This is a genomic window from Micromonospora rhizosphaerae, assembly GCF_900091465.1.
Lineage (GTDB): Bacteria > Actinomycetota > Actinomycetes > Mycobacteriales > Micromonosporaceae > Micromonospora > Micromonospora rhizosphaerae.
In genome coordinates, this window is record NZ_FMHV01000002.1 from 5744023 (window position 1) to 5763739 (window position 19717).

Annotated in this window: 14 protein-coding genes and 1 pseudogene; 2 read left to right on the forward strand and 13 right to left on the reverse strand. The window is 67.0% G+C overall.

All coding sequences use genetic code 11. The features are described 5' to 3' along the window. Positions 1 to 251: 251 nt before the first annotated feature. From GA0070624_RS27115 to GA0070624_RS27130, 3 genes and pseudogenes are all read right to left on the reverse strand, one after another. A complete protein-coding gene (locus GA0070624_RS27115; protein WP_091345716.1) occupies positions 252 to 2072 on the reverse strand; it encodes a carboxypeptidase-like regulatory domain-containing protein in 1821 nt (606 codons plus the stop codon). A gap of 1588 nt (positions 2073 to 3660) precedes the next feature. Then, positions 3661 to 4632 (reverse strand): annotated as a pseudogene (locus GA0070624_RS27125) (aldehyde dehydrogenase family protein); the annotation flags it as partial. 53 nt (positions 4633 to 4685) lie between these two features. Next, positions 4686 to 5375, reverse strand: coding sequence for an IS6 family transposase (locus tag GA0070624_RS27130; RefSeq protein ID WP_091349892.1), 690 nt, complete (start codon positions 5373 to 5375; stop codon positions 4686 to 4688). Between the two features lie 126 nt (positions 5376 to 5501). Between GA0070624_RS27130 and GA0070624_RS27135 the strand changes: the two genes are divergently transcribed. Continuing rightward, positions 5502 to 5675, forward strand: a complete 174-nt coding sequence (locus GA0070624_RS27135) for a hypothetical protein (protein WP_218105335.1) — start codon at positions 5502 to 5504, stop codon at positions 5673 to 5675. A gap of 197 nt (positions 5676 to 5872) precedes the next feature. Further along, the gene (locus GA0070624_RS27140; RefSeq protein ID WP_141715188.1) at positions 5873 to 6532 is read left to right on the forward strand and encodes a hypothetical protein; all 660 of its coding nucleotides are present in this window, start codon (positions 5873 to 5875) and stop codon (positions 6530 to 6532) included. Between the two features lie 654 nt (positions 6533 to 7186). Here GA0070624_RS27140 and GA0070624_RS27145 read toward each other — a convergent pair. The 10 genes from GA0070624_RS27145 to GA0070624_RS27190 all read right to left on the reverse strand — a co-directional run bounded on the left by GA0070624_RS27145 (position 7187) and on the right by GA0070624_RS27190 (position 19517). Beyond that, on the reverse strand, positions 7187 to 10030 hold the full coding sequence (locus tag GA0070624_RS27145; protein ID WP_245719025.1) for an FAD-binding and (Fe-S)-binding domain-containing protein: 2844 nt from the start codon (positions 10028 to 10030) through the stop codon (positions 7187 to 7189). A gap of 376 nt (positions 10031 to 10406) precedes the next feature. After that, the gene (locus GA0070624_RS27150) at positions 10407 to 11225 is read right to left on the reverse strand and encodes an aspartate dehydrogenase (RefSeq protein WP_091345720.1); all 819 of its coding nucleotides are present in this window, start codon (positions 11223 to 11225) and stop codon (positions 10407 to 10409) included. Continuing rightward, complete coding sequence (locus GA0070624_RS27155; RefSeq protein WP_091345721.1) at positions 11222 to 12049, reverse strand: alpha/beta fold hydrolase; 828 nt, start codon at positions 12047 to 12049, stop codon at positions 11222 to 11224. The genes GA0070624_RS27150 and GA0070624_RS27155 overlap by 4 nt, the downstream gene beginning before the upstream one ends. Before the next feature lie 34 nt (positions 12050 to 12083). Continuing rightward, positions 12084 to 13214 (reverse strand): mandelate racemase/muconate lactonizing enzyme family protein, encoded by a 1131-nt coding sequence (locus GA0070624_RS27160; RefSeq protein ID WP_091345722.1) that lies wholly within the window; start codon positions 13212 to 13214, stop codon positions 12084 to 12086. Between the two features lie 6 nt (positions 13215 to 13220). Next, positions 13221 to 14240, reverse strand: a complete 1020-nt coding sequence (locus GA0070624_RS36530) for an ABC transporter ATP-binding protein (RefSeq protein ID WP_425413523.1) — start codon at positions 14238 to 14240, stop codon at positions 13221 to 13223. Positions 14241 to 14356: 116 nt separating this feature from the next. Further along, on the reverse strand, positions 14357 to 15460 hold the full coding sequence (locus GA0070624_RS27170; protein ID WP_091345724.1) for a serine hydrolase domain-containing protein: 1104 nt from the start codon (positions 15458 to 15460) through the stop codon (positions 14357 to 14359). Beyond that, positions 15457 to 16317: a carbohydrate ABC transporter permease gene (locus tag GA0070624_RS27175; RefSeq protein WP_091345725.1), complete on the reverse strand. Its 861-nt coding sequence runs from the start codon at positions 16315 to 16317 to the stop codon at positions 15457 to 15459. Before GA0070624_RS27175 ends, GA0070624_RS27170 begins: the two co-directional genes overlap by 4 nt. Continuing rightward, positions 16314 to 17279 carry a carbohydrate ABC transporter permease gene (locus tag GA0070624_RS27180; protein ID WP_245719195.1) on the reverse strand — a complete coding sequence of 322 codons (966 nt, stop codon included), beginning with the start codon at positions 17277 to 17279 and terminating at the stop codon, positions 16314 to 16316. Before GA0070624_RS27180 ends, GA0070624_RS27175 begins: the two co-directional genes overlap by 4 nt. 5 nt (positions 17280 to 17284) lie before the next feature. Beyond that, positions 17285 to 18610, reverse strand: a complete 1326-nt coding sequence (locus GA0070624_RS27185; protein WP_091345727.1) for an ABC transporter substrate-binding protein — start codon at positions 18608 to 18610, stop codon at positions 17285 to 17287. A 175-nt stretch (positions 18611 to 18785) separates the two neighbouring features. Then, positions 18786 to 19517, reverse strand: a complete 732-nt coding sequence (locus tag GA0070624_RS27190; protein ID WP_091349895.1) for a helix-turn-helix transcriptional regulator — start codon at positions 19515 to 19517, stop codon at positions 18786 to 18788. Positions 19518 to 19717: the final 200 nt, after the last annotated feature.

Genomic DNA, 19717 nt, shown 5'->3' on the forward strand with positions numbered 1-19717 from the left:
ATACGCGGTCCAGACACTGGATGTCCAACGCCACATGACCATCGAGCACCTCGTTGACCGTCACCACACGCGCACCCATGACCGCCTCCACAGTTGCGGCTATGAATGCGATGATGCGACGCCAGCGACGGAAAAGACCAGCTCAACCAGTCGACTGGGCGGTCCGAGGCGATGCCTCACTGGAACTACGACCCGGCAGGCGCGCAGCTGGCGGAGCGGGCCGGCGGTACCGCCGGCCCGCTCACTGAGGCCTAACCGGTGGCGATCATCAGGTCCACCGTTAGTGTGCCCTTCTTGGGCACGTCGATCGGCTTTGCGTGCTCGAAGTCGATGTCGTCGTCGTACCAGCCCTCGTGGGACGTCGTCTCGTTGTGCAGTCGCCAGTTGATTTTGATTGTCTGCGGCCCCAGGATCAGCGAACGGTAGGTGCCCCCTGGGCTGAAGCCACTGCCCATGTTGTCACCGGTCGCCGCATTGATGACGTCGAAGTCGATCGTGAGCGGGTTGCCGGTGGCATCCGTCACTGTCCCGGTCATGACCGTGCCCACCTTGAGCGCCGGGCTGTAGGTCGTCGTCTTACCCGATTGCACCTTGATTTGCTTGGCCTCTCGCCGGTCGGCCACCCCGCCGGACCACTGCCGTGCGTGGTCAAGGGTAGTGAAAACCAGGGGCCATTCGTACGGGCCGAGCCAGTCCAGGCTGTAGCGGCCCGACTCGTCGATCTCGCTGTCGAATGCCGGGCTCCCGTTACCGTACGGGAAGAGTGAGACGTGGCCGGATGTCACCGGCTGCCTGGTAGCCGCGCTGGTCACCGTACCCGATATCGTGCCGGCGCGATCCAGTTTGACCGACGGCATGGCCGCGACGGCGCGCGGCTCGACAGTTACTCCGCGGGCTCGGGCGGGGTCGCCGACGCCACCCATCCAGCCCACCCACTGCGCGCCGTATCCGGAGCCGGTCTCGGGCACGACGAACAGGTGGTAAACGCCACCGAGGAGCGGTCCGAGGGTCGTCTGGCCGTCGACCCCGGTGCAATCCCCGCCTGCGTCGCCCACTCGACCGCTGCCCATCGGCACGGGTATCAAGCATGCGCCGGCGACCGGCTGGCCGGTGATTGCGTCAACAACCGTCGTGGTGATCGCGCCGCCTGGGACAAGGTCCACGACGGCCGGCACCGTTTCGCCGGCGACGATGGTCACCGTAGCATCCGTTGGGAGGTACAGGCCGTCATGTGTGAAGACTTCGAGGTCGTGGGTCGCGGGCAGCAGGCCGGTGAGAGTGACCGAACCCGAGCCGTCACTGCACCACTCACGGTCCGCCACGCGGGCGCAAAAGTTGACGATCGGTGAACCGTCCATCGAGTCTCGCGCGGTTACCGTCACCGCGCCCGACGGAAGAAGCCGCTCTGCGACGGCGGTAGTTGTGTCGGGCGTGACCGCGACGACCTCGCCCTGCTCGAACGACGTTGCGCCGTGCAGCCACTGCGCCCGGGCGAAGTCCAGGTTGTCGGGGTCCCCGGGGATCGCCGGGACGACTTGGACCTTGTACTCGCCGGGAAACACGTTCAGGCTCGCCTGCCCACTCTCATCCAGCCGTGCACTGCTGCCGAAGGATTGGTCGAGATTGTGCAGGCTGACCTCTCCCCGCGCCGGCGCGCCGTCGGCCTCGGTCACAACGATCTGCAGCGTGCCGAGAGCCAACAACTGCTCGTCCACCGCGGTCACCTCGCCGGCGGTCACCACGAACACGTCTGCAGTTGAGGAACTTGTCTTGCCATGGGCGTATTGGGTCTGGGAGCCACGGGGAATGCTGACGCGGTAGGACCCGGGAACGAGGTCGATGATGAAGTAAAACCCGTTCTCGTCGGTGACCGCGGCGCCGCCCGGGTTCTCGGAGTTGACGTCGCGCGCGAAGACCAACTCGCTCGGTGCTGGCGAACCGTCGGGCCGGGTGACGTGGCCGGAGATCGACCCGGTGGTCGACTCGGCCTGTGCGGGTGCCGCGGCGCCGAACGCGACGACGAGCACCGCAGCCGTTACCACGCCTAGTCTTCGCAGCAGCTGACTGGTCATCTGGTCCCCCGTACTAGTAGGTAACAAGGGGCGGGGCCTGCGCAAACAAGGTGCAGGTACCTCCCCCGTGCGCCGTTTGGCACCCACAGGCTAATCGCACGGGTCAATCGATAGAGGTTGCTGTCGGATTGACGGCGTTCGACAAAATCAGCAAAGCTGATCGAACCCCGCGACGGGGTCAACGTGAGTTTCGGTTACAGGCTGCGGAGGGCGTCGATGCGTACGGCATCGGGGTCGACCTGGAGGTAGCGCAACCAGGGGCCGTTGCGTTCTCGAGCGTGGGGTTTCTGAGCTGGGTTTGTGTGGGATGAGTGGCCTCTGTGGAGGCGGACGGGGCGGGTGAGATCCGTTAGGTGATCATGGAGTCCTCACGCTCCCATGACACCCTTGAGGACCTCACCCGCGATGTCAGCATGCGCGATCCCGGTACTGTCCGCAGTCACCACCCCCATCGACACGTCAGCGCGTGCGGTGACCGAGGGTGAACAGGCCGGGTTGCTCCAGGCCCTGTCGAGGGTGCCGGATCCCCGCTCACCACGCGTGTGCGTTTTTATAATTGGTCGTCGTCGCTGACCTGGGCGGGTACGACGCGGAGCCGGTAGGTCGGTCATCATCGGCGGCGTCCCCATGTGCTTGATCTACCTGATGTTCTGCCGCTTGATCCAGTGGCTGGTTTTGCTCGCTCGATCGGACGCTGTCAAGGATGCGGAGATCCTCGTCCTGCGTCACGAGAACGCGATCCTGCGCCGCACAAACCCCAACCCGCGCTTGAACTGGACCGAACGAGCGGTCTTGGCGGCCCTGGCCCGGCAGCTCCCGAAAACGCTGAGGTGGCATCGGCTGGTCACTCCCGAGACGCTGCTGCGATCGCACCGCCGGCTGGTGGCCCGACACTGGACCTACCCTCACCTCGGCCGCCCACCGGTCGATTCGACGATCGTGGACCTCGTGGTGCGGATGGCCCGAGACAACCCCGGCTGGGCTAGCAGCGCATCCAGGGAGAGCTGCTTGGCTTGGGCTATCGGGTCAGCGCCGCCACGATCCGCCGGATCCTCAAGCGGCTGCGCATACCGCCGGCACCGGTCCGTCGCGATCACACGACCTGGCGCCGGTTCCTACGCGCCCAGGCGTCCACGATGCTGTGCTGCGACTTCTTCCATGTCGACTGCGCGGTGACCCTGACCCGCGAAAGGTGTTCTCGCGGTGCCAGGTGAAGTAGGCAGCGCTACGGGTGGTGTGGGCGCTTGCTCGCCGCCCTGCCAGCAGTGCCAGCCGTTCATCTAGCCCCGGCAGATGTCCCGGCTCGTCGGCGACGATCACGCGCCCGGTGGGGTCAACGGCGATGTATCCAGCCTCGAACGACGCTGGTCGCGAGCACAAGAACAGGTCAAGGTATCTCGGCTGTCGATCACCGTCCCTGCGGGCCGCCCGTAAGCGCCTACGGCTCTAGTTGAGTGCTGTTCGATGCAGTTCAGCACCGGTCTGGGCCCTCCACTGCCCCCAGCCGGCTACCGCAGTCCGGTGGTAATCGTCCCGCGATTGCTCGGCCTGTTGGCGGGGCGCCGGGCGCCGGGCGGGACCGTTCCCGCTACACGGCGAGAACCATAACTCGCTCATGGGTCAGGTCCTCCATCGCCGAACGCACACCCTCTCGGCCGACGCCGGACTCCTTGACCCCGCCGTAAGGCATCTGGTCGGCGCGGTAGCTGGGCACGTCACCGACGATGATGCCACCGACCTCCAGCTCGGCCTGCGCCCACATGGCGACGCGGATGTCGTGGGTGAAGATGCCCGCTTGCAGCCCGTACCGTGAGTCGTTGACGGCGACGAACGCGGCGTCGACTCCGTCGATGGTGGTGACGGTGAGCACTGGGCCGAAGATTTCCTCCTTGGACACCTTGACATGCGGCGGCACATCGGCGAGCACGGTCGGAGCAAAGGCGCTGTTGTCCCGCACGCCACCGGTCAAGAGCGTCGCGCCGGCTGCCACCGCCTCCCCCACCCACGCCTCGACCCGCTCGGCGGCGACGACGTCGATCAGCGGGCCGACGTCGGTGGTCTCGTCCCACGGGTCACCGACCCGAAGTGCCCGCACGGCGGCGACGAGCCGATCGGCGAATGGGCCGGCCAGCGTCCGGTCGACGAAGACCCGCTGAACGGAGATGCACGACTGCCCGGCTTGGTAGTTGGCGAAAGTCGCGATACGCGAGGCGGCCCAGTCAAGGTCGGCGTCGCTGGCCCAGTCCGCGCAGACCACCGCCGCCGCGTTGCCGCCGAGTTCGAGGGTGACGTGCTTGCGCGGGACCGCGTCGCGAATCCCCCAGCCGACCGGCCCCGAGCCGGTGAAGGACACCACCGGAAGCCGCGGGTCGGCGACCAGGTCGCCGGCGCGTTCGTTGGGCACGACGACGACCGAGACCATGCCCGACGGAAGCTCGGTTTCGGCGAACAGCTCCCCCAGCAGCAGCGCCGACAGGGGCGTCTTCGGGGCCGGTTTGACGACGATCGGCGCGCCCACGGCGACAGCCGGGGCCAGCTTGTGCGCGACGAGGTTCAGTGGCGCCGTTGCATTGTGGTATCGGCGGACGTGTCGAACCGGTATCGAATCCGCGGTCAGATCGCCTGGGCGAGTTCGGTGAACGCCGCAGCGACCCGCGTAGCCGGTGGGGCGTCGATTCCGAGTTCGTAGTGGCCGCGTCGTAGGTTCTGCATGAAGGCGTGTCCGGCGATGATCACCTGCGCTGTCGTGTCGGTCCGCAGCCCGCGCATCGGTCTTAACCGCTGTTTGAGCCGGCTGTGATCGGCCTCGATCGGATTATTGGCGTACCGCTCGACGTGGTGCCACGCGGACGGGATCAGCTCGTCAAGCACGCCCGGGTAGACCGCGGCGGCGTCGGTGACCACCTCGCTGGGTGTCACCTTAAGCGCGGCCAGGGCACGACGGAAGAACCGCCGGGCCGCATCAGCGTCCCGGCGGGCCGAGACCAGCACGTCGATGACCTGCCCATACTGGTCAACTGCCCGGTACACGTACCGCCACACGCCGTTGACCTTGACGTACGTCTCGTCAACGAACCATCGATCACCCGGTGAGTGGCGACAGAATCGGGCCGCGTCGGCCAGCAGCGTCGTGAAGCGTTGCACCCACCGGTAGACGGTGACGTGGTCGACCTCGACGCCGCGTTCGACCAGCAGTTCCTCCACATCGCGGTAGGACAGGTTGTAGCGCAGGTACCAGCGGACCGCGACCACGATCACCTCGGCCGGGAACCGGAACCCGCCGAACGCCGACTTCGGCGGCAGGCAGGGGCGAGGACGGGTTGATGGCTTCACCGGTCAAGCCTGCCTCGATCTTGCTAACGCTCAATGCAACGGAGCCCTTTGCTGGGCCGGATTGTCCAGGAGACGTATCCGGTTGTAGGGGCGATGATGTCGGCGCTGGTGATCTACCTTGATGCGAACGACGCCGGCCCAGGCTTCTATCAGCTCGCGCGGGACATGGGTTTACTCCACAAGGGTGCCTGGAAGCAGGCTCGAGAGGCGTTGTGGATCCAGCAGGTGCGAGGGACCTTTGACCACTTCCGTGCGGGTGGCCGGCTTTGAGCTCGAGCCGGGCGACGCCGGCTCTCGCGTGGAGCGGTTGGCTTCCGCTGGGCGACCGGCCCGTTCGCCTGCAGGTGCCGCAAGGCCCGGGGCTGTACCAGGTGAGGCGCATCGGTGACAGCGCCCTCGCCTACGTCGGGCAGACCGCTGAGCTGCGACGCCGACTCGGTCAGCTATGCGTGCTTTATCGCGATGAGATGCCGTACAACGACCCGCATACGGCCGCTCCCTGCCTCTGGGTCATGCGCAACGCCGAGGGCGCCAAGTTCGAGTTCTCCATCGCGGAGTTCGCCGGCGACGTCAGGGAACGCAAGATGGCGGAGTGTGTGGTGCTTTCGCAACACCGAACGCGATTCGGTCGCTCGCCGACGGCCAACTTCGGACGCATGCCGGACGGGTGGGTCAAGTCCACCGGTAACACCGCAGCGCTCGTGAGGGCAGGCCGCCGAGCACGCGGTTACCAGGACTCCCGCGCCTCCAGGCCTGCCGACCAAAACCCGGTCCTTGACCTTGGTCGGGCTCCGACGGCGTGTGACTGGGCGCAGCTTCCCTGGAGCTCCTGGAGTTCCGGGCCGGTGGCGGAGCCGATGGTGGGCGTCTACCGGATCCGCCGACCCGGCCAGACGCGCCTCGTGTACATCGGTCAAGGGCTGATCCGGGCACGACTGGCCGCTCATGCCGCCAAGAGTCAGCTTGAAGGCCACCGGCAGGGCGCCGCCTTCAGCCAGCCCCTCGAAAGCTCCTGGGCAGGCTTGCCGGGCTGCTCCCCCACACAACTGCTCGAGATCGAGTGCGACCTAATCGCAAGTCACGCCCTCACAACAGGATTCGCGCCAGAGGCTCAATTTCTGGGGTGACTGAGGGTCGCCTCCAGCCCAACCGGTCGATGCGCCGCGACCACTTCAGGACCGCCGAAGAGGTCTCCGAGCAAGAAGCCCTGGTCAGGAGGTTGCTGGTGGGATTCGAGTCTCAGCTCCCGGGATCCATACCGCCAGCAGCACGGCCGGCCCCAGAGCCCTACGTCGATGCCGCAGACTTTCTTGAGTGGCGTCAGCGGGCTCCACGACGACAGCCGGCACCGACCAGGCGGGGAGCAGCGAAGGCTGACCTCTTCGGTCTTCTGGGAGCTCATGCCGGCCCGCTCGCCCGCATCGTCGCAGGTCAGCCGACGCTTCGGCACCTGGGGTCGGTGACCACTTCGGACGCGGTGACCACTCCGCCAAGCTGCTCCCAATCTGCACCCACAGGCAAGGTCAGACCCCCCAGCGGCTCCTTACGGCTCTGAACAGGTCCGGCTAAGACGATACGAACAGCTCAGCCAAGCTGCGGGCGGTTCAGCGCGATTGGGAGCGACCCGCTGCTCTCAACCTGCTCCCCCGCCCCTACTTCGCCAGGGCAGATGTCTGAGGCGAATTGAGCGTCGCACGGCTGGAGTGTGATCCCAGGCCACGGGACGTCGGGCGGCTCGGGCATGGACTCATTCGCTCATGTCGGAGGACATGTCCAGGTCCTTACTGCACCTCACTGCGGGGTGCGGTCACTTCGTCGACCAGCTCGATGAGATGGCGGTAGGTGTGCCCGACCGCCCGCGACATGCCTACCTCGCAGGTCCGGTTGCACGATACGTAGGCGGCCGCCGGCGTTCCGGCCACATCATCAGCTTCCGATGCCGTTGCTGACGCTGTCAGTTCGGGATGGAGAAGGCCCCGGTCGCCAGCGAACGCGCAGCAGCTCCAGTCTTCCGACACTCGTACCGTGGTCGCCACGACGTTCGCCAGGCGGCTCAACGTGTCGTTGATGCCCAGCCGGGTCGATGAGCAGGTCGGGTGCAGCGCCAGGGAGTCGAGGCGGCTGGTAACGGCGAGGCGCGGCAGCAGTTGGGCGTGGACGAAGCTGACTGCGTCGACGACGCGGAGTTGGCCATGGCCAGCCGGGTCGGAGAGCAACTGCTCAAGACCCTCGGTGCAGGACGACGCGTCGCATACGATCGGCAGGTCACCATTTCGGCTGGCGGCGAGCAGGACCGGCACGACTCTGGCACGCATCTGTTCGTACCCGTCGGTGAACCCCTTCGACTGCCAGGGGGTTGCGCAGCACAAGGAGTCGAGCCCGGCGGGGACCACCATCTCGACGCCCGCCTTGCGGCATAGCGAAAGGAAGGCACGGGACGCGCCGGGGGCGCCGTCGGGCGGCCCGAAGATCGATCCGGTGCACGCGGCGAAGAATACGGCGCTGGCGTGGAGCGGCGCGGAAGCCGCCGGTCGCCGCTGGCCGCCGCTGGGCAGGTCAGGTGTCCACAGTGGGATGGTGTCGGCGCCGAGCAGCGCGCGACCCGCCTGGCTCGCTCGCGTGGTTACGTTGGGCAGCCGGGACGCGAGGGTGAGCGCCGACGCGGCCGCCCGGGTGGCACCATGCCAGTGGCGCGCCGCCGTCCGCCACGCCCATTGCTCCCCCGGGCCGGTGCGCTGAGCACGCAGCCGCTTGACTACGTCGCCCGTGTTGATGGACACCGGGCATGACGTCTGGCACATCCCGTCTGCGGCGCAGGTGTCAATGCCGGCATAGCCGTAGTCGCGTTCCAGTTCGGCCGTCAGCGCCGGGTCGGTCGTGCGTGCGGTGTTGATGGCGCGCAACAGGGTGATGCGCTGGCGGGGCGTGGTGGTCAGATTGCGGCTGGGGCACACCGGCTCGCAGTACCCGCATTCCACGCACCGGTCGATCTGCGGGTCGACCGTCGGCGTCACCTTCAGATGCCGCAGGTGGGTCTGCGGATCGTCGCTGATCACCACACCGGGGTTGAGGAGACCGGCTGGGTCGCAGAGCCGCTTGATCTCGCGCATGACCTCGTACAGTGCGTCGCCGTACTGCCGCCGCACGTATGGTGCCATTACCCGTCCGGTGCCGTGCTCGGCCTTGAGGGTGCCGCCCTCGGCGAGGACGAGGTCCACCATCTCCTCGGTGAACCTGGCGTACCGGTCGACCTGGCCACGCTCGGCGAACCGCTCGGTGAGCATGAAGTGGATGTTGCCGTCCCTGGCGTGGCCGAAGATGACGCTGCCCTCGTAGCCGCGCCGGGCCAACAACGCGGTCAGCTCTTCGCAGGTGCGCGACAGGGCCTGCACCGGCACCGCGATGTCCTCCAGCAGCGCCGTCGTTCCCGGCGGCCGGGTCCCGGCGACTGCCGCGTACAGGCCCTTGCGCAGCCGCCACAGCCGACGACGGGCGGCGGCGTCCGATGACAAGGCGGCGGATCTGGCCAGTGGGAGGCCGCCGATGGCCGGATCCGCCTGGGCGCGACGCTGCACCAGCGCCTCGGCGGAGGCCTCCTGGTACTCGACGAGCAGCGCCGCGTGCCGGTCGATCGTCAACGACCGCAGGAGCGGGTCGACGGTCGGATCGGACTGCGCGACGCGCAGCGAGGCCCGGTCGAGCAGTTCGAGGGCCACTGCACCGCTGTCGCGCAGGGCCTCCAGCGCGTCGGTCGCCGCGCGTAGCTCCGGGAAGATCAGCAGCCCGGTCGCGGCGTGCGGCAGTACCGGAACCGTCTCGAAGGTCGCCTCAGCGACGTGAGCGAGGGTGCCTTCGCTGCCGACTATGAGGTGGACCAGAATGTCGATCGCCCGCTCGTAGTCGAGGAGCGCGTTGAGGCCATACCCCATCGTGTTTTTCATCGAGAACTGCAACCGGATGGTGCGGACGGCGTCCGGATCAGCCTTCACCAGCGCCGCCAGCCGTAGCAGTCCCTCGTGGAGATCCGGCTCCCGGGCGTGCAGGTGCGCGTCGGCGTCGTGCGCGGCCGAGTCGATCACGACTCCGCTCGGCAGCACGAACACCATCGACTGGATGGTGCGGTACGTGTTGAACTCGGTGCCGCACGACATGCCGCTGGAGTTATTGGCGATGACGCCGCCGATAGTGCACGCGGTCTCGCTGGCGGGGTCGGGCCCCAGCCGGTACCCCAGCGGTGCGAGCCGGGCGTTGACCTGACGGACGGTGACCCCGGGCTGGACGCGTACCCGGGCGCCCCCGTCCATGACGTCAACGCTGCGGAAGTGGCGTCGAGTATCGACCAGGATGCCATCGGTCACGCCCTGACCGGACAGGCTGGTGCCGCCGGATCGGAACGTGAGCGGGACCCCGGCGGCGGCGCTCGCCCGGAATAGAGACGCGACGTCCGCGCTGTCACGCGCCACCACGACCGCCCGCGGGACGAGCGCGTAATGCGACGCGTCCGACCCATAGGCAATCCGGTCAATGTTGCGGTCTTTGACCTCACCTCCCGGGACGGCTGCCCGGAGCGTGTCCAGCAGCGGTTCGGCAGGTGGCTGAGCGGTGTCCGTATGCATGGATGTCATGGCCGCCTCGTTCGTGGCTGGGACGGTGATTCAGGGCACCGCGACGACGGTCTGCCCCTGCCGGCCCTGGCCGGTGATGCCCAGTTCCACGACGTCACCCGGCTTGAGGTACTCCGGAGTAGGGCGACGCTTGGTGGCGTCCCGGTGTTGATGATGTCGCCTGGGTCGAGCACGACCCTCGCAGGACCGTCGGCGATGGATACGGGCTTGAAGTCACCGGCCGTTACCTCCGGGACATCGATGATCTCACTAACGCCCAGCAGTGGCTGCCCATGTTCGGCACCTGGGGTTCTAATAGGTAGCAGCATCACGGGCCTCCTTCGAATGGGTTGTCGTGGCCGACGGTCGCTTACAGCCGAACGACCGAGGACCGGACCTACCCGACGTGCAGCGACGAGGCGATACGCCGGATCGTCGCGAGCGCGCTCAGCCCGGCGAGCCAGCTCGACCGCGGGTTGGTCGGCGACGGACGGTTGACCAGTTCGACCGTCATGGTGCCGGATTTCGCCTTGACCTTTACCTGGTGGACCGTGAGTGTCGCCGCCGGGTCGGCCACGATGCGCACCTTCACCCGGTCGAGGTCGCCGGCCGCCGTGGCCAACGTGATAGCCACGTTCATGTTCGACGGAAAGCCAGCGATGGCGTCCTGCGCGCTGCCGTCGAAGATCACAATTGCCTCGTGGAGGTGGTCGAGATCGAGGTCGGAGCCGGCAAGGTACGGCGCCTCGCGCAACGCCAATGGATGCTTGCGGGTCGTGATGGCTACCTCGACGTCCCCGCCCTCCATCGCCGCAAGCAGCCCGTCCAGCCCGGCGATCGATCCCGACGGCAGGTACACCCGCCGGCCGGCGGCCACCGCCGCGTGTTCGAGATCGAGGACGAACTGACGGCTCGCCAGCGCCCCGGTACTCATGAGGATGACGTCGGCCCCGGCGGTGAGTAACGGCGGGGCGTACTCCCGAGCCGCTTCGACACCGGCTGCCTCGACAACGAGTCTGGCTCCCATGCCCGGCAGGTCGGACGGCCGGGTCGTGGCCTGGCACCGCCACTGGCGCGCGAAGGCCTGTAGCCGGGCCTCGGATTCCGGCCGGCCGGCGACGGCCGCCAGGGTGACACCGGGAATCGCGCCAGCCGCGAGCCGGCTGGCAATACCGTGGCCGAGCGCCCCCGTGCCGATTACCCCTACGCCCGTCATCCGTTCACCTCAGCGTCACGCAGGAAATTCCGGACGATTTCGTTGAACTTCGCCGATCTTTCGAAATACACCGAGTGACCGGCTCGCGGGACCGTCGTCACGCTGACCCGCAGCGGCCCGCTCGCGAGGATCTCGACGTTGGCGGGAGGGCAGACGACGTCCTCCGCGCCTACCAGCGCGAGCACTGGGCAGCGCACGGCCCGCAGCTCGTCGGGGTCGCGGACGCGCATGGCGTCCAAGGCCGCCCGGACCGCATCACGGTCCCATTCGCCACTCGAGCGGTCGATGTCGGCGAACAGCCGATGAAGTTCAGGTTGCTCCCGCGCCATCCGCTCGCCGGCCGCCGGATGCACGCCGCGGGCACGCAGCCTGCGGATCGTCGGGTCACCGCCGGTCGCGCCGAGCGATGCGAGCCCGGGATGTCTCAGGGTGCCTGTGCTGCCGGACAGCACCAGTGACGTGAGCCGGTCGGGAGCGCGCAGCGCGAACTCCATCGCCGTCCAGCCACCCATCGACTGCGCGACGATGGACACCCGCTCGAAGTCGAGGTGGTCGAGCAGCCGGGTCAGGTCATCGGCGAACCGTTGCGGCGACGGCTGGCCGGTGACATCGTCGCGCGACGGAGCGAACCCGCGGTGGCTGAAATTCAGGCAGGTGTAGCGCTGAGCGAAGTAGGGCACCTGTTGCCACCACGACCGGTGGTTGCCGCCGAGCCCGTGGGCGAAGACCACCACGGGCCCGTGGCCGGACAAGGTGTAGTGCAGGGATCCGTCCGCGACGGCCAGCGACGCTCCGTTGACGGGCACCGCGGCTGGGTCGGTCACGGTGTGCGCCTATTCGCTTTTGGGCATCCACGGGCTACCACACCAGGTCTCCTTCGATCGCGTGCAGCCGGGAGTAGCGCTCGAGCTTCTCGGTGTCGACCGTCACGCCGAGGCCGGGACCGGTGGGTACAGGCAGCATCCCGTCCTTCACCGCGAAGGGCTCCTCGATCACGTCGTCGGCGAGCAGGTAGTACACGCTGTCGACCGCGTACCCGATCTCGGCGGTCGCGGCCGTCAGCTGTAAGTGGCAAGCGGTGGAGATGCCCAGCTCCCCTCCACTGTGCAGGTTCATGCCGATGCCAAACGCGTCGCACAGGGCGGCGAGCCGACGCACGGCACCGACACCACCCCACTTGTGCACATCGCCATGGATCACGTCGATCGCACCGGTGCGGATCGCCGGAGCGAAATCTTCCAGCCGGACGACGCACATGTTCGTGCACAATGGAATTCCGACCGCCTGTCGGACCCGCGCCATGCCTTCCATCCCCGCGCACGGATCCTCCAGGTACTCCAGGTCGAGCGGGAGCAGCTGGCGGGCGGCCCAGACCGAGTCGGCGACCGACCAGGCCGCGTTCGGGTCCAGTCGCAACCCGATGTCGGGCAGGCGTTCGCGCATGGCCGCCACGAGAGCGACATCCTTGCGGGCGTTGGACGATCCTTTGAGCTTGAGCACGTCGAAGCCGTACTGGTCGCGCAGTTCCGCGGCGGCCCCGGCCAGCGCCTGCGGCGACGCCGGTCCGGTGCCGGCCGGCAGCATGCCGGGCGTCACCATCCCGGAAACCCGCACCTGGTCACGCACCCGACCCCCGAGGAGTTCGGTAAGCGATCGCCCGGTGTCCTTGCCGATCAGGTCGAGACAGGCCATCTCGATGCCGGCTACTGCGGCATAGCCGAGGTAGCCGTAGAAGAACGGCGTCATCCGCAACCGGGTCCGCAGCTTCTCCAGCTCGTACGGGTTCCAGCCGATGAGGATGTCCCGGTAGCGCTCGATGAGCGCCGCCGTGGGACTGCCGCGGAATGTCTCGCCCCACCCCACGAGGCCGGTGTCGGTCTCGAGGCGCACCACTGTACGAGTCGTGCCGGTGCGGCGGTCGAAGGAGGTTTGCCATGTCGTGGTCAGCGGTATGTTGACCACTTGGACGGTCATTGCCGTGATCCGCATGGCCTCCTACCTTTCCGCGCTCGCGTCGACCGGCACAACAGGATCCGCGCCGATTCGCTCGCCGGTGGCGGCGAAGACATGCAGCGCGGCGGTGGCGAGGTGCAGATCGACGCGTTGGCCGACTGCCGGCCGGTCGCCGGTGCCGGTACGCAGGATGAGCGCTTGGCCGCCCACGTCGACGGTCACGAAGACGTCCGGATGCAGCGGTTCGACGAGGCTGATAACCCCGGTAAGGCAGCCGCTGCCCGCCGGCACCAGCTGGATGGCCTCTGGCCGCACGCCCAGGGCCACCTCGTGCGGGCCGGTCCATCGGGCGACCGACTCGGGCACGCTGACGGTGTGGGTGGTGCCGTTGACGAGGACGCGGGCCTGACCGCCCTCGAGCGTGAGCCGGCCAGAGAGGAAGTTCATCGCCGGCGTACCCATGAACTGCGCCACGAACCGGTTCGCCGGCCGGAAGTAGATCTCGTCCGGCGTACCCAGCTGCTGGAGCTTGCCGTCGGCCATCACAGCGATCCGGTCGGCCATCGTCATGGCCTCGGCCTGATCGTGGGTGACGTAGATGAACGTCTGCTTGAGCTCGCCGTGCAGGCGCTTGAGCTCCGAGCGCATGCTCACGCGCAGCTGCGCGTCGAGGTTGCTCAGCGGCTCGTCGAGCAGGAACACCGACGCGTCGCGCACCACCGCCCGACCGAGCGCGACGCGCTGGCGCTGACCGCCGGACAGCTGCCGCGGCCGCCGGTCGAGCAGGTCGCCGATCCCGAGCATCTCCGACGCCTTCGCCACCCGCGACTCGATTTCCGCGCGCGGCAGCCGCATGTTCTCCAGAGGGAACGCGAGGTTGCGACGCACCGACATGTGCGGGTAGAGGGCGTAGCTCTGGAACACCATCGCCACGTCGCGCTGGTCGGGCGATTGCCGGGTCACGTCCTTGCCGTCGAACATGATCCGGCCCGCGGTTGGCTTCTCCAGACCACTGACGATGCGCAGTGTGGAACTCTTGCCGCAACCGGACGGCCCGACCATCGCGAGGAACTCGCAGTCGCTGATGTCAATGCTCACGTCGTCGACTGCGGTAGTGGTGCCGAACCTCTTGACCAGGGACTCGATCTTTACTCGTGCCATTTTTCCGGCTCCTTGCCCTAGTTCCCGGTCCGCGCGGCGGCCACCGCGTTGAAGAACCTTGGTCGGAACTTTTCGATGAGATCGTTGCTCCGCGTGGGATGGACGCGGTTGGTGAGCAGGACGACGACCAGGTCGTCGGCCGGCACGAGGCACATGGCCGTGCCGGTGGTGCCGGTGTGTCCGAAGGAGTGGCCGCCGACTAGGTCACCGAAAGTCCGTCTGTTCCCCGGTAGCCAGCAGACGCCACGGCTGGCGCCGCGCTCGTCGGGCCAGCCGCTCAGGAACAGCTTGGCCGCAGCGGGGCTGAGTACCCGGGCGTCGCCGTACCGGCCGCCGCTAAGCAGCATGTGGCCGAACAGCGCCAGATCCTGTGCGGAGGAGAACAGCCCGGCGTGAGCGGAGACGCCGCCCATCAGCTGCGCGGTCTTGTCGTTCACCACGCCCCAGTCGTAGCTACCTCGCCAGTCGACGTACTCAGTCGCCGGGATGCGCGGCCGCAACGCCTCGGGCGGGTTGAACATCGTGTCGGTCATGCCGAGCGGCCCGAACACACGTTCGCGCAGCAGCACGTCAAGCGCCCTGCCGGAGACCCGCTCGACGATCAGCGTCAGCAGGATGAAGTTGATGCTCGAGTAGAGAAACAAACTGCCCGGTACGCCGATCAGGGGCAGCGTCAGGTACGCCGACCGCAGCCTCTCCCAGGACTTGTGCTCGTGGTAGAGCTTCGGGTTCGACGCCACTCCAGAGGTGTGGCTGACCAGGTGCCTGATCCGCACCGCGCCCTTATCCCGCCCTTGAAACTCGGGCACGTGATCCACGACGTAGTCGTCCAGCGTCAGCAGCCCGTCCTCGATCATCAGCAACAGTGCCGTGCCAGCGACCGGCTTGGTGACCGACGCGAGGTCGAACACCGCGTCGAGCGGCATCTTGACTCGAGGCTCTGGGCCGTCCTGCTGCCGGCCGGCGGCGTGCTGGTAGACCACGCGGCCCCGATGGGCGACCACCGCGACCGCACCCGGGTACATGCCGTCCTTTGCGGCGATGTCGAGCAGGTCGCTGACCCGGGCCAGCCGGCCGGCGTCGAACCCCGGGTGGCCGTCGTCCACGGGAAGTACGGTCATCCCTTCACCGCCCCGGACGCCACACCGCTGACGATCCAGCGCTGGAACCACAGGGCCAGCAGGAACGGCGGTAGGATTGCGAAGACCCCCGAGGTCGACAACAGGCCATAGTCGGCGTTCAGGTCGGTGGCGAAGTTCGAGACAATGACCGGCAAGGTCGCGCTTTCCGGGCCAGAGGTGAACAGCAGTGGATAGAGGAACGAACCCCACGAGGACATGAAGCCGAAGACCGCGGTAGCGACGAGGCACGGCGCGGCGACCGGCAGGAACACCTTCACCATCGCGCGCAGCCAGCTACAGCGGTCGATGCGGGCGGCGTCCTCGATGTCGCGCGGGATGGTGCGGAAGTAGGACGCCAGCAGCCAGATACTGAACGGCAGCGTCTCCGCGGTCTCGACCAGGACGAGCGACACCAGGTTGTTGAGCAGGCCGAGGTTCTGCATGACTACATAGAGTGGGATCATGATGCCAATCGCGGGCACCATCCGCGACGCGAGATACACGACCATGAGCGTGCCGCTGCCACGGAACTTCAGGCGGGCGAACGAGTACGCCGCCATGGAGCCGATGACGACGTTGACCACCGCGACACTTACTCCCACGACGACGCTGTTCAAGATCGCCCGCGGCATCGCCGCGATCGCATCTGCCCCGATGAGGGCCTGACTCGCGTTTGGTTGGAAGAACGCCTTGTAGTTGTCGACGGTCGGGTTCTCCGGGGTCCAGTGCGGAGGCACCGATAGCGCCTCGGCCTGGTTCGTTACGCTGAGCAGCACCATCCAGCCGACCGGTGCGAGCAGGTAAGCCGCCGCGAGCACCATGAAGACGTAGAGCGCGGGCCGATATCGGGATTTCATTCGACGTCACCCCGCTTGTACAAGCCGCGGATGTAGAACAGTGCCACAAGCAGCGTGATCGCCATGATCACGTACGAGTAGGCACTGCCGAGACCGAGGTCGAGGTTGACGAACGAGGTCCGGTATGTCAGCCACGCCAGCACCGTGGTGGAGTTTCCTGGGCCGCCGCCGGTCAGCACGTAGAACAGATCGAAGGCGCGCAGCGCTCCCATCGTCTGCAGGATCATCACAATGAGGATCGGGCGCAACAGCCACGGCAGCGTGATCCGATAGAACACACGCCACCGGCTAGTCCGGTCCACCTGCGCAGCCTCGTACAGCTCGCGGGGAATCGCCTGCAACGCGGCGAGCAGGATGATGGTGGCCAGGGGCACGTGGTTCCAGACGTGGGCCATGACGACCATCACCAATGACAGGTTCGGGTCGATCAGCCAGGACCGATAACTGTCGATGAAGCCGAGCTGCAGGAGCAGCCCATTGAGCGCCCCAACGTGCGAGTCAAAGATGAGCCTCCACAGCGTGGCGTTGATGATCGGCGGCACGGCCCACGGCACCAGCACCAGGGCACGCAGCACCGCCCGGCCCTTCAGGTCCGCGTTGAGCAACAGGGCCAGTCCCAGGCCGAAGAGCACGATGAGGGCGACCGAGGCCACCGCGAACTTGAGCGTCACGCCCAGGGCGGAGACGAACTCCGAAGAGCCCATCGCGGTGGCATAGTTGTCCAGACCGACGAACGGAAAGTCGTTGGGGCGACGCAGGCTCTTGGCGTGCAGGCTGATCCAGAACGACAGCCCAATCGGGTATGCGATCAGCGCCAGCAGGATCAGGATCGCCGGCAGGTTCAGCGCATACGGGAAGATGCGCTCCCGCCATTCGACGAGCCGGTGCGGGGGGCGCGACGACGTGCGTCGCTCCCCCGGTGGTCCGGCGGGAACGAATGGATCGGCTTGTATGGTGGACATGGGGCTCACGCAGACTTCTTCAGCTGCCGGGCCTTGTCGGCCGACGCGGTGAGGGCCTCCCGCGGGCTCTTCTTGCCCAGCACCGCCTCCTGCATCTGCTGGATGTTGTAGTCCTCCCACTCGGTGGCCCATGGCAGATCCAGCGACTCCCGCGCCTTGGCGAGGCTGCCCTGCTTGGCAAACATCTGCATATCGCTCCACTTGGCCGTCTCCGCGGCGATGTCCTTGTCATCGTTGAGCGACTCGTACGCATACCCGACGCCCTTCTTCAGGTAAAAGCGCTTGGCCACCTCGGGATTGCTGATGTACTTCAGTAGCGCCCACGCCTGCTCCGCGTGCTTGGTCGTCGCGGCGATGGAGAACATTTGCGTCCACCCGACCGTCGCATGCGGTCCGCCGGCGGTGAGGCTCGGAAATAGGGTCTGTACACCCGAACCGGCGATCTTCGAGGTCTTCGGATCATTGATCATCTTGAGGTCGTAACGGGCGCTGGAGGCGAAGGCAACCTTGCCAGCCGCGATCGCCAAACGGGTCTCGGCGGTCCCCATCTGCACCGACGTCGGGTCCAGGATCTGCTTATTACGGGCGGCGTCGACGATCCACTCGAGTAGCCCCAGCGCCACCGGGTCCTTGTCCGGGAATACCGGGTCGCCGCTTTCGTCGAAGAGGCTGCCGCCGCTGGCGTAAACCGCTGACCACCAGTGAAGGCCGCCGCCGACCTTGAGCGGAAAGACCACCGGCTTGTCGAGGATGCCGGCCCGCTTGATGGCCAACGCCTGCTCAGCCACCTCAGCCCAGGTCGCCGGCGGCGCGCTGATACCGGCCTTCTGCAGCATCGCCTTGTTGTACACGTAGGCGATGTGGTCGCCATAGTACGGCAGGCCCCACACCTTGCCCTTGTACTCCATACCGCTACGGTGGAACGGGAAGAGACCCTTTGTGAGCTCCTCCCAACCGGCGAACCCCTCGATGGGCTGCAGGTAACCCGCGTCTGCCCAACCGGCCAAGGCCTGGTCGCGTACGTAGAGCACGTCCGCCGGGTTACCACTCGTGAACCGGGCGATCATCTTCTGCAGGTACTGGTCGGCGGGCTGCCCCACGAACTTGACCTGGATCGCCGGATTCTTCTGCACGAACTCGTTGACCACGTCCGTTTGAAACTCCGGGTCGTAGTTCCAGCCCTCGAAGTCGAGGGACACCTTGCCGGCAGCTCCGCCGCCGGATCCGCCGCAGGCCTGCAGCAGCGGCAGGGCGGCCACGGAACCGAGGGCCAACGCGCTCTTGGTCAGGAAGGCCCGGCGCGAGGTGATGCCAGGATCAGGTCTGGACATGGGTCATCTCCGAATCGTTCGGGGGCTGGCGGGATCGAAACGCTGGCGTTGAGCACTGCCAAGCGGAAGACGGGTAGGCGGCATAAGGGATAGGGGTGCTGCCATTTGTGGGTTGCGCGGTGCGGGCTCGGACATCAGCCGTGCCTGTAAATGGGGGTGTCGCAGGCTCCTGGCGTCAGTCGTCGTTGTCCCGACGCATCTCCCGGAGATCGTTGTAAAGGGTCGCTCGCGACAGGCCGAGGTGCTCTGCCACCTGCGGGACCGACCGCTGCAGCGAAAAGACACCGCGATAGTCCAGGGCCTTTAACAGCTGCAGGCGCTCCGCCCTGGTCAGTCCGGTCAGGGGGCGTCCGAGCATCTTGGTCTCCTCTTGGAGGACCTCGCCGATGACCCGGTCGATGTCGTCTACGAAAGTGACCGGCTGCGGCGTTTGAGCGTCAACATCGATCATCTCCTGGATGGTCTGCGACATCATCCACATCTCGGTGACGTCGACGTTGACACACAGTGCTCCGAAGACGTGACCGTCCGCGTCGCGTAGTGGCGCGGTGGTTGACTTCAGGATCCGGCCGTTCGGCGCCTTGGTGATGTAGTTGTACTGATCTTCTGCGTCGTCGCCCGCCCGGATGATCGCCAACCCGATCTGGGTGACTGAACCTCCGGGACTGCGGCCCGTGACATCGCCGGTGATTGCCACGATCGAGTGCTCGGGCTGCCGGAAGTCGTGGAGAACGATCTCGCACCTGTTGCCGAGCGCCTTCGACATCGGCTCGAGGAGAGGTCGCAGCGTTTCCAAGTAGTCGTCCGGGGTACGCGCCGACTTCACCGCGGACGGCACGACGCCCGGACGCTGCCGGCTACGCCCGTCCGATCGCGATGAGCCCTCGTACGGCTGCTCCGTCTGCATGGCAGGCACGCTAACCAACATCAAGTCAGATGGTCAAGACTTTAGACGACCTGTCTAACCTGGAACTTGCAGACCCTGCTTGCCGGAACGTCACCGCAAGCCGGGCCAGGCCACAAACCGACTCACCGAGACGACATACACGGAGCACGCTGTCGTGCGGACGCACAGGAGGCGGACGGGGCCACTCGCCGCAGGCGGCG

What these genes read in the sequence shown, in the direction of transcription:
- GA0070624_RS27115 (WP_091345716.1), bottom strand. Translation starts at nt 2,072, where the DNA reads ATGACCAGTCAGCTGCTGCGAAGACTAGGCGTGGTAACGGCTGCGGTG.
- GA0070624_RS27135 (WP_218105335.1), top strand. Translation starts at nt 5,502, where the DNA reads ATGTCGGCGCTGGTGATCTACCTTGATGCGAACGACGCCGGCCCAGGC.
- GA0070624_RS27140 (WP_141715188.1), top strand. Translation starts at nt 5,873, where the DNA reads ATGCCGTACAACGACCCGCATACGGCCGCTCCCTGCCTCTGGGTCATG.
- GA0070624_RS27145 (WP_245719025.1), bottom strand. Translation starts at nt 10,030, where the DNA reads ATGACATCCATGCATACGGACACCGCTCAGCCACCTGCCGAACCGCTG.
- GA0070624_RS27150 (WP_091345720.1), bottom strand. Translation starts at nt 11,225, where the DNA reads ATGACGGGCGTAGGGGTAATCGGCACGGGGGCGCTCGGCCACGGTATT.
- GA0070624_RS27160 (WP_091345722.1), bottom strand. Translation starts at nt 13,214, where the DNA reads ATGCGGATCACGGCAATGACCGTCCAAGTGGTCAACATACCGCTGACC.
- GA0070624_RS36530 (WP_425413523.1), bottom strand. Translation starts at nt 14,240, where the DNA reads ATGGTCGGGCCGTCCGGTTGCGGCAAGAGTTCCACACTGCGCATCGTC.
- GA0070624_RS27170 (WP_091345724.1), bottom strand. Translation starts at nt 15,460, where the DNA reads ATGACCGTACTTCCCGTGGACGACGGCCACCCGGGGTTCGACGCCGGC.
- GA0070624_RS27175 (WP_091345725.1), bottom strand. Translation starts at nt 16,317, where the DNA reads ATGAAATCCCGATATCGGCCCGCGCTCTACGTCTTCATGGTGCTCGCG.
- GA0070624_RS27180 (WP_245719195.1), bottom strand. Translation starts at nt 17,279, where the DNA reads ATGTCCACCATACAAGCCGATCCATTCGTTCCCGCCGGACCACCGGGG.
- GA0070624_RS27185 (WP_091345727.1), bottom strand. Translation starts at nt 18,610, where the DNA reads ATGTCCAGACCTGATCCTGGCATCACCTCGCGCCGGGCCTTCCTGACC.
- GA0070624_RS27190 (WP_091349895.1), bottom strand. Translation starts at nt 19,517, where the DNA reads ATGCAGACGGAGCAGCCGTACGAGGGCTCATCGCGATCGGACGGGCGT.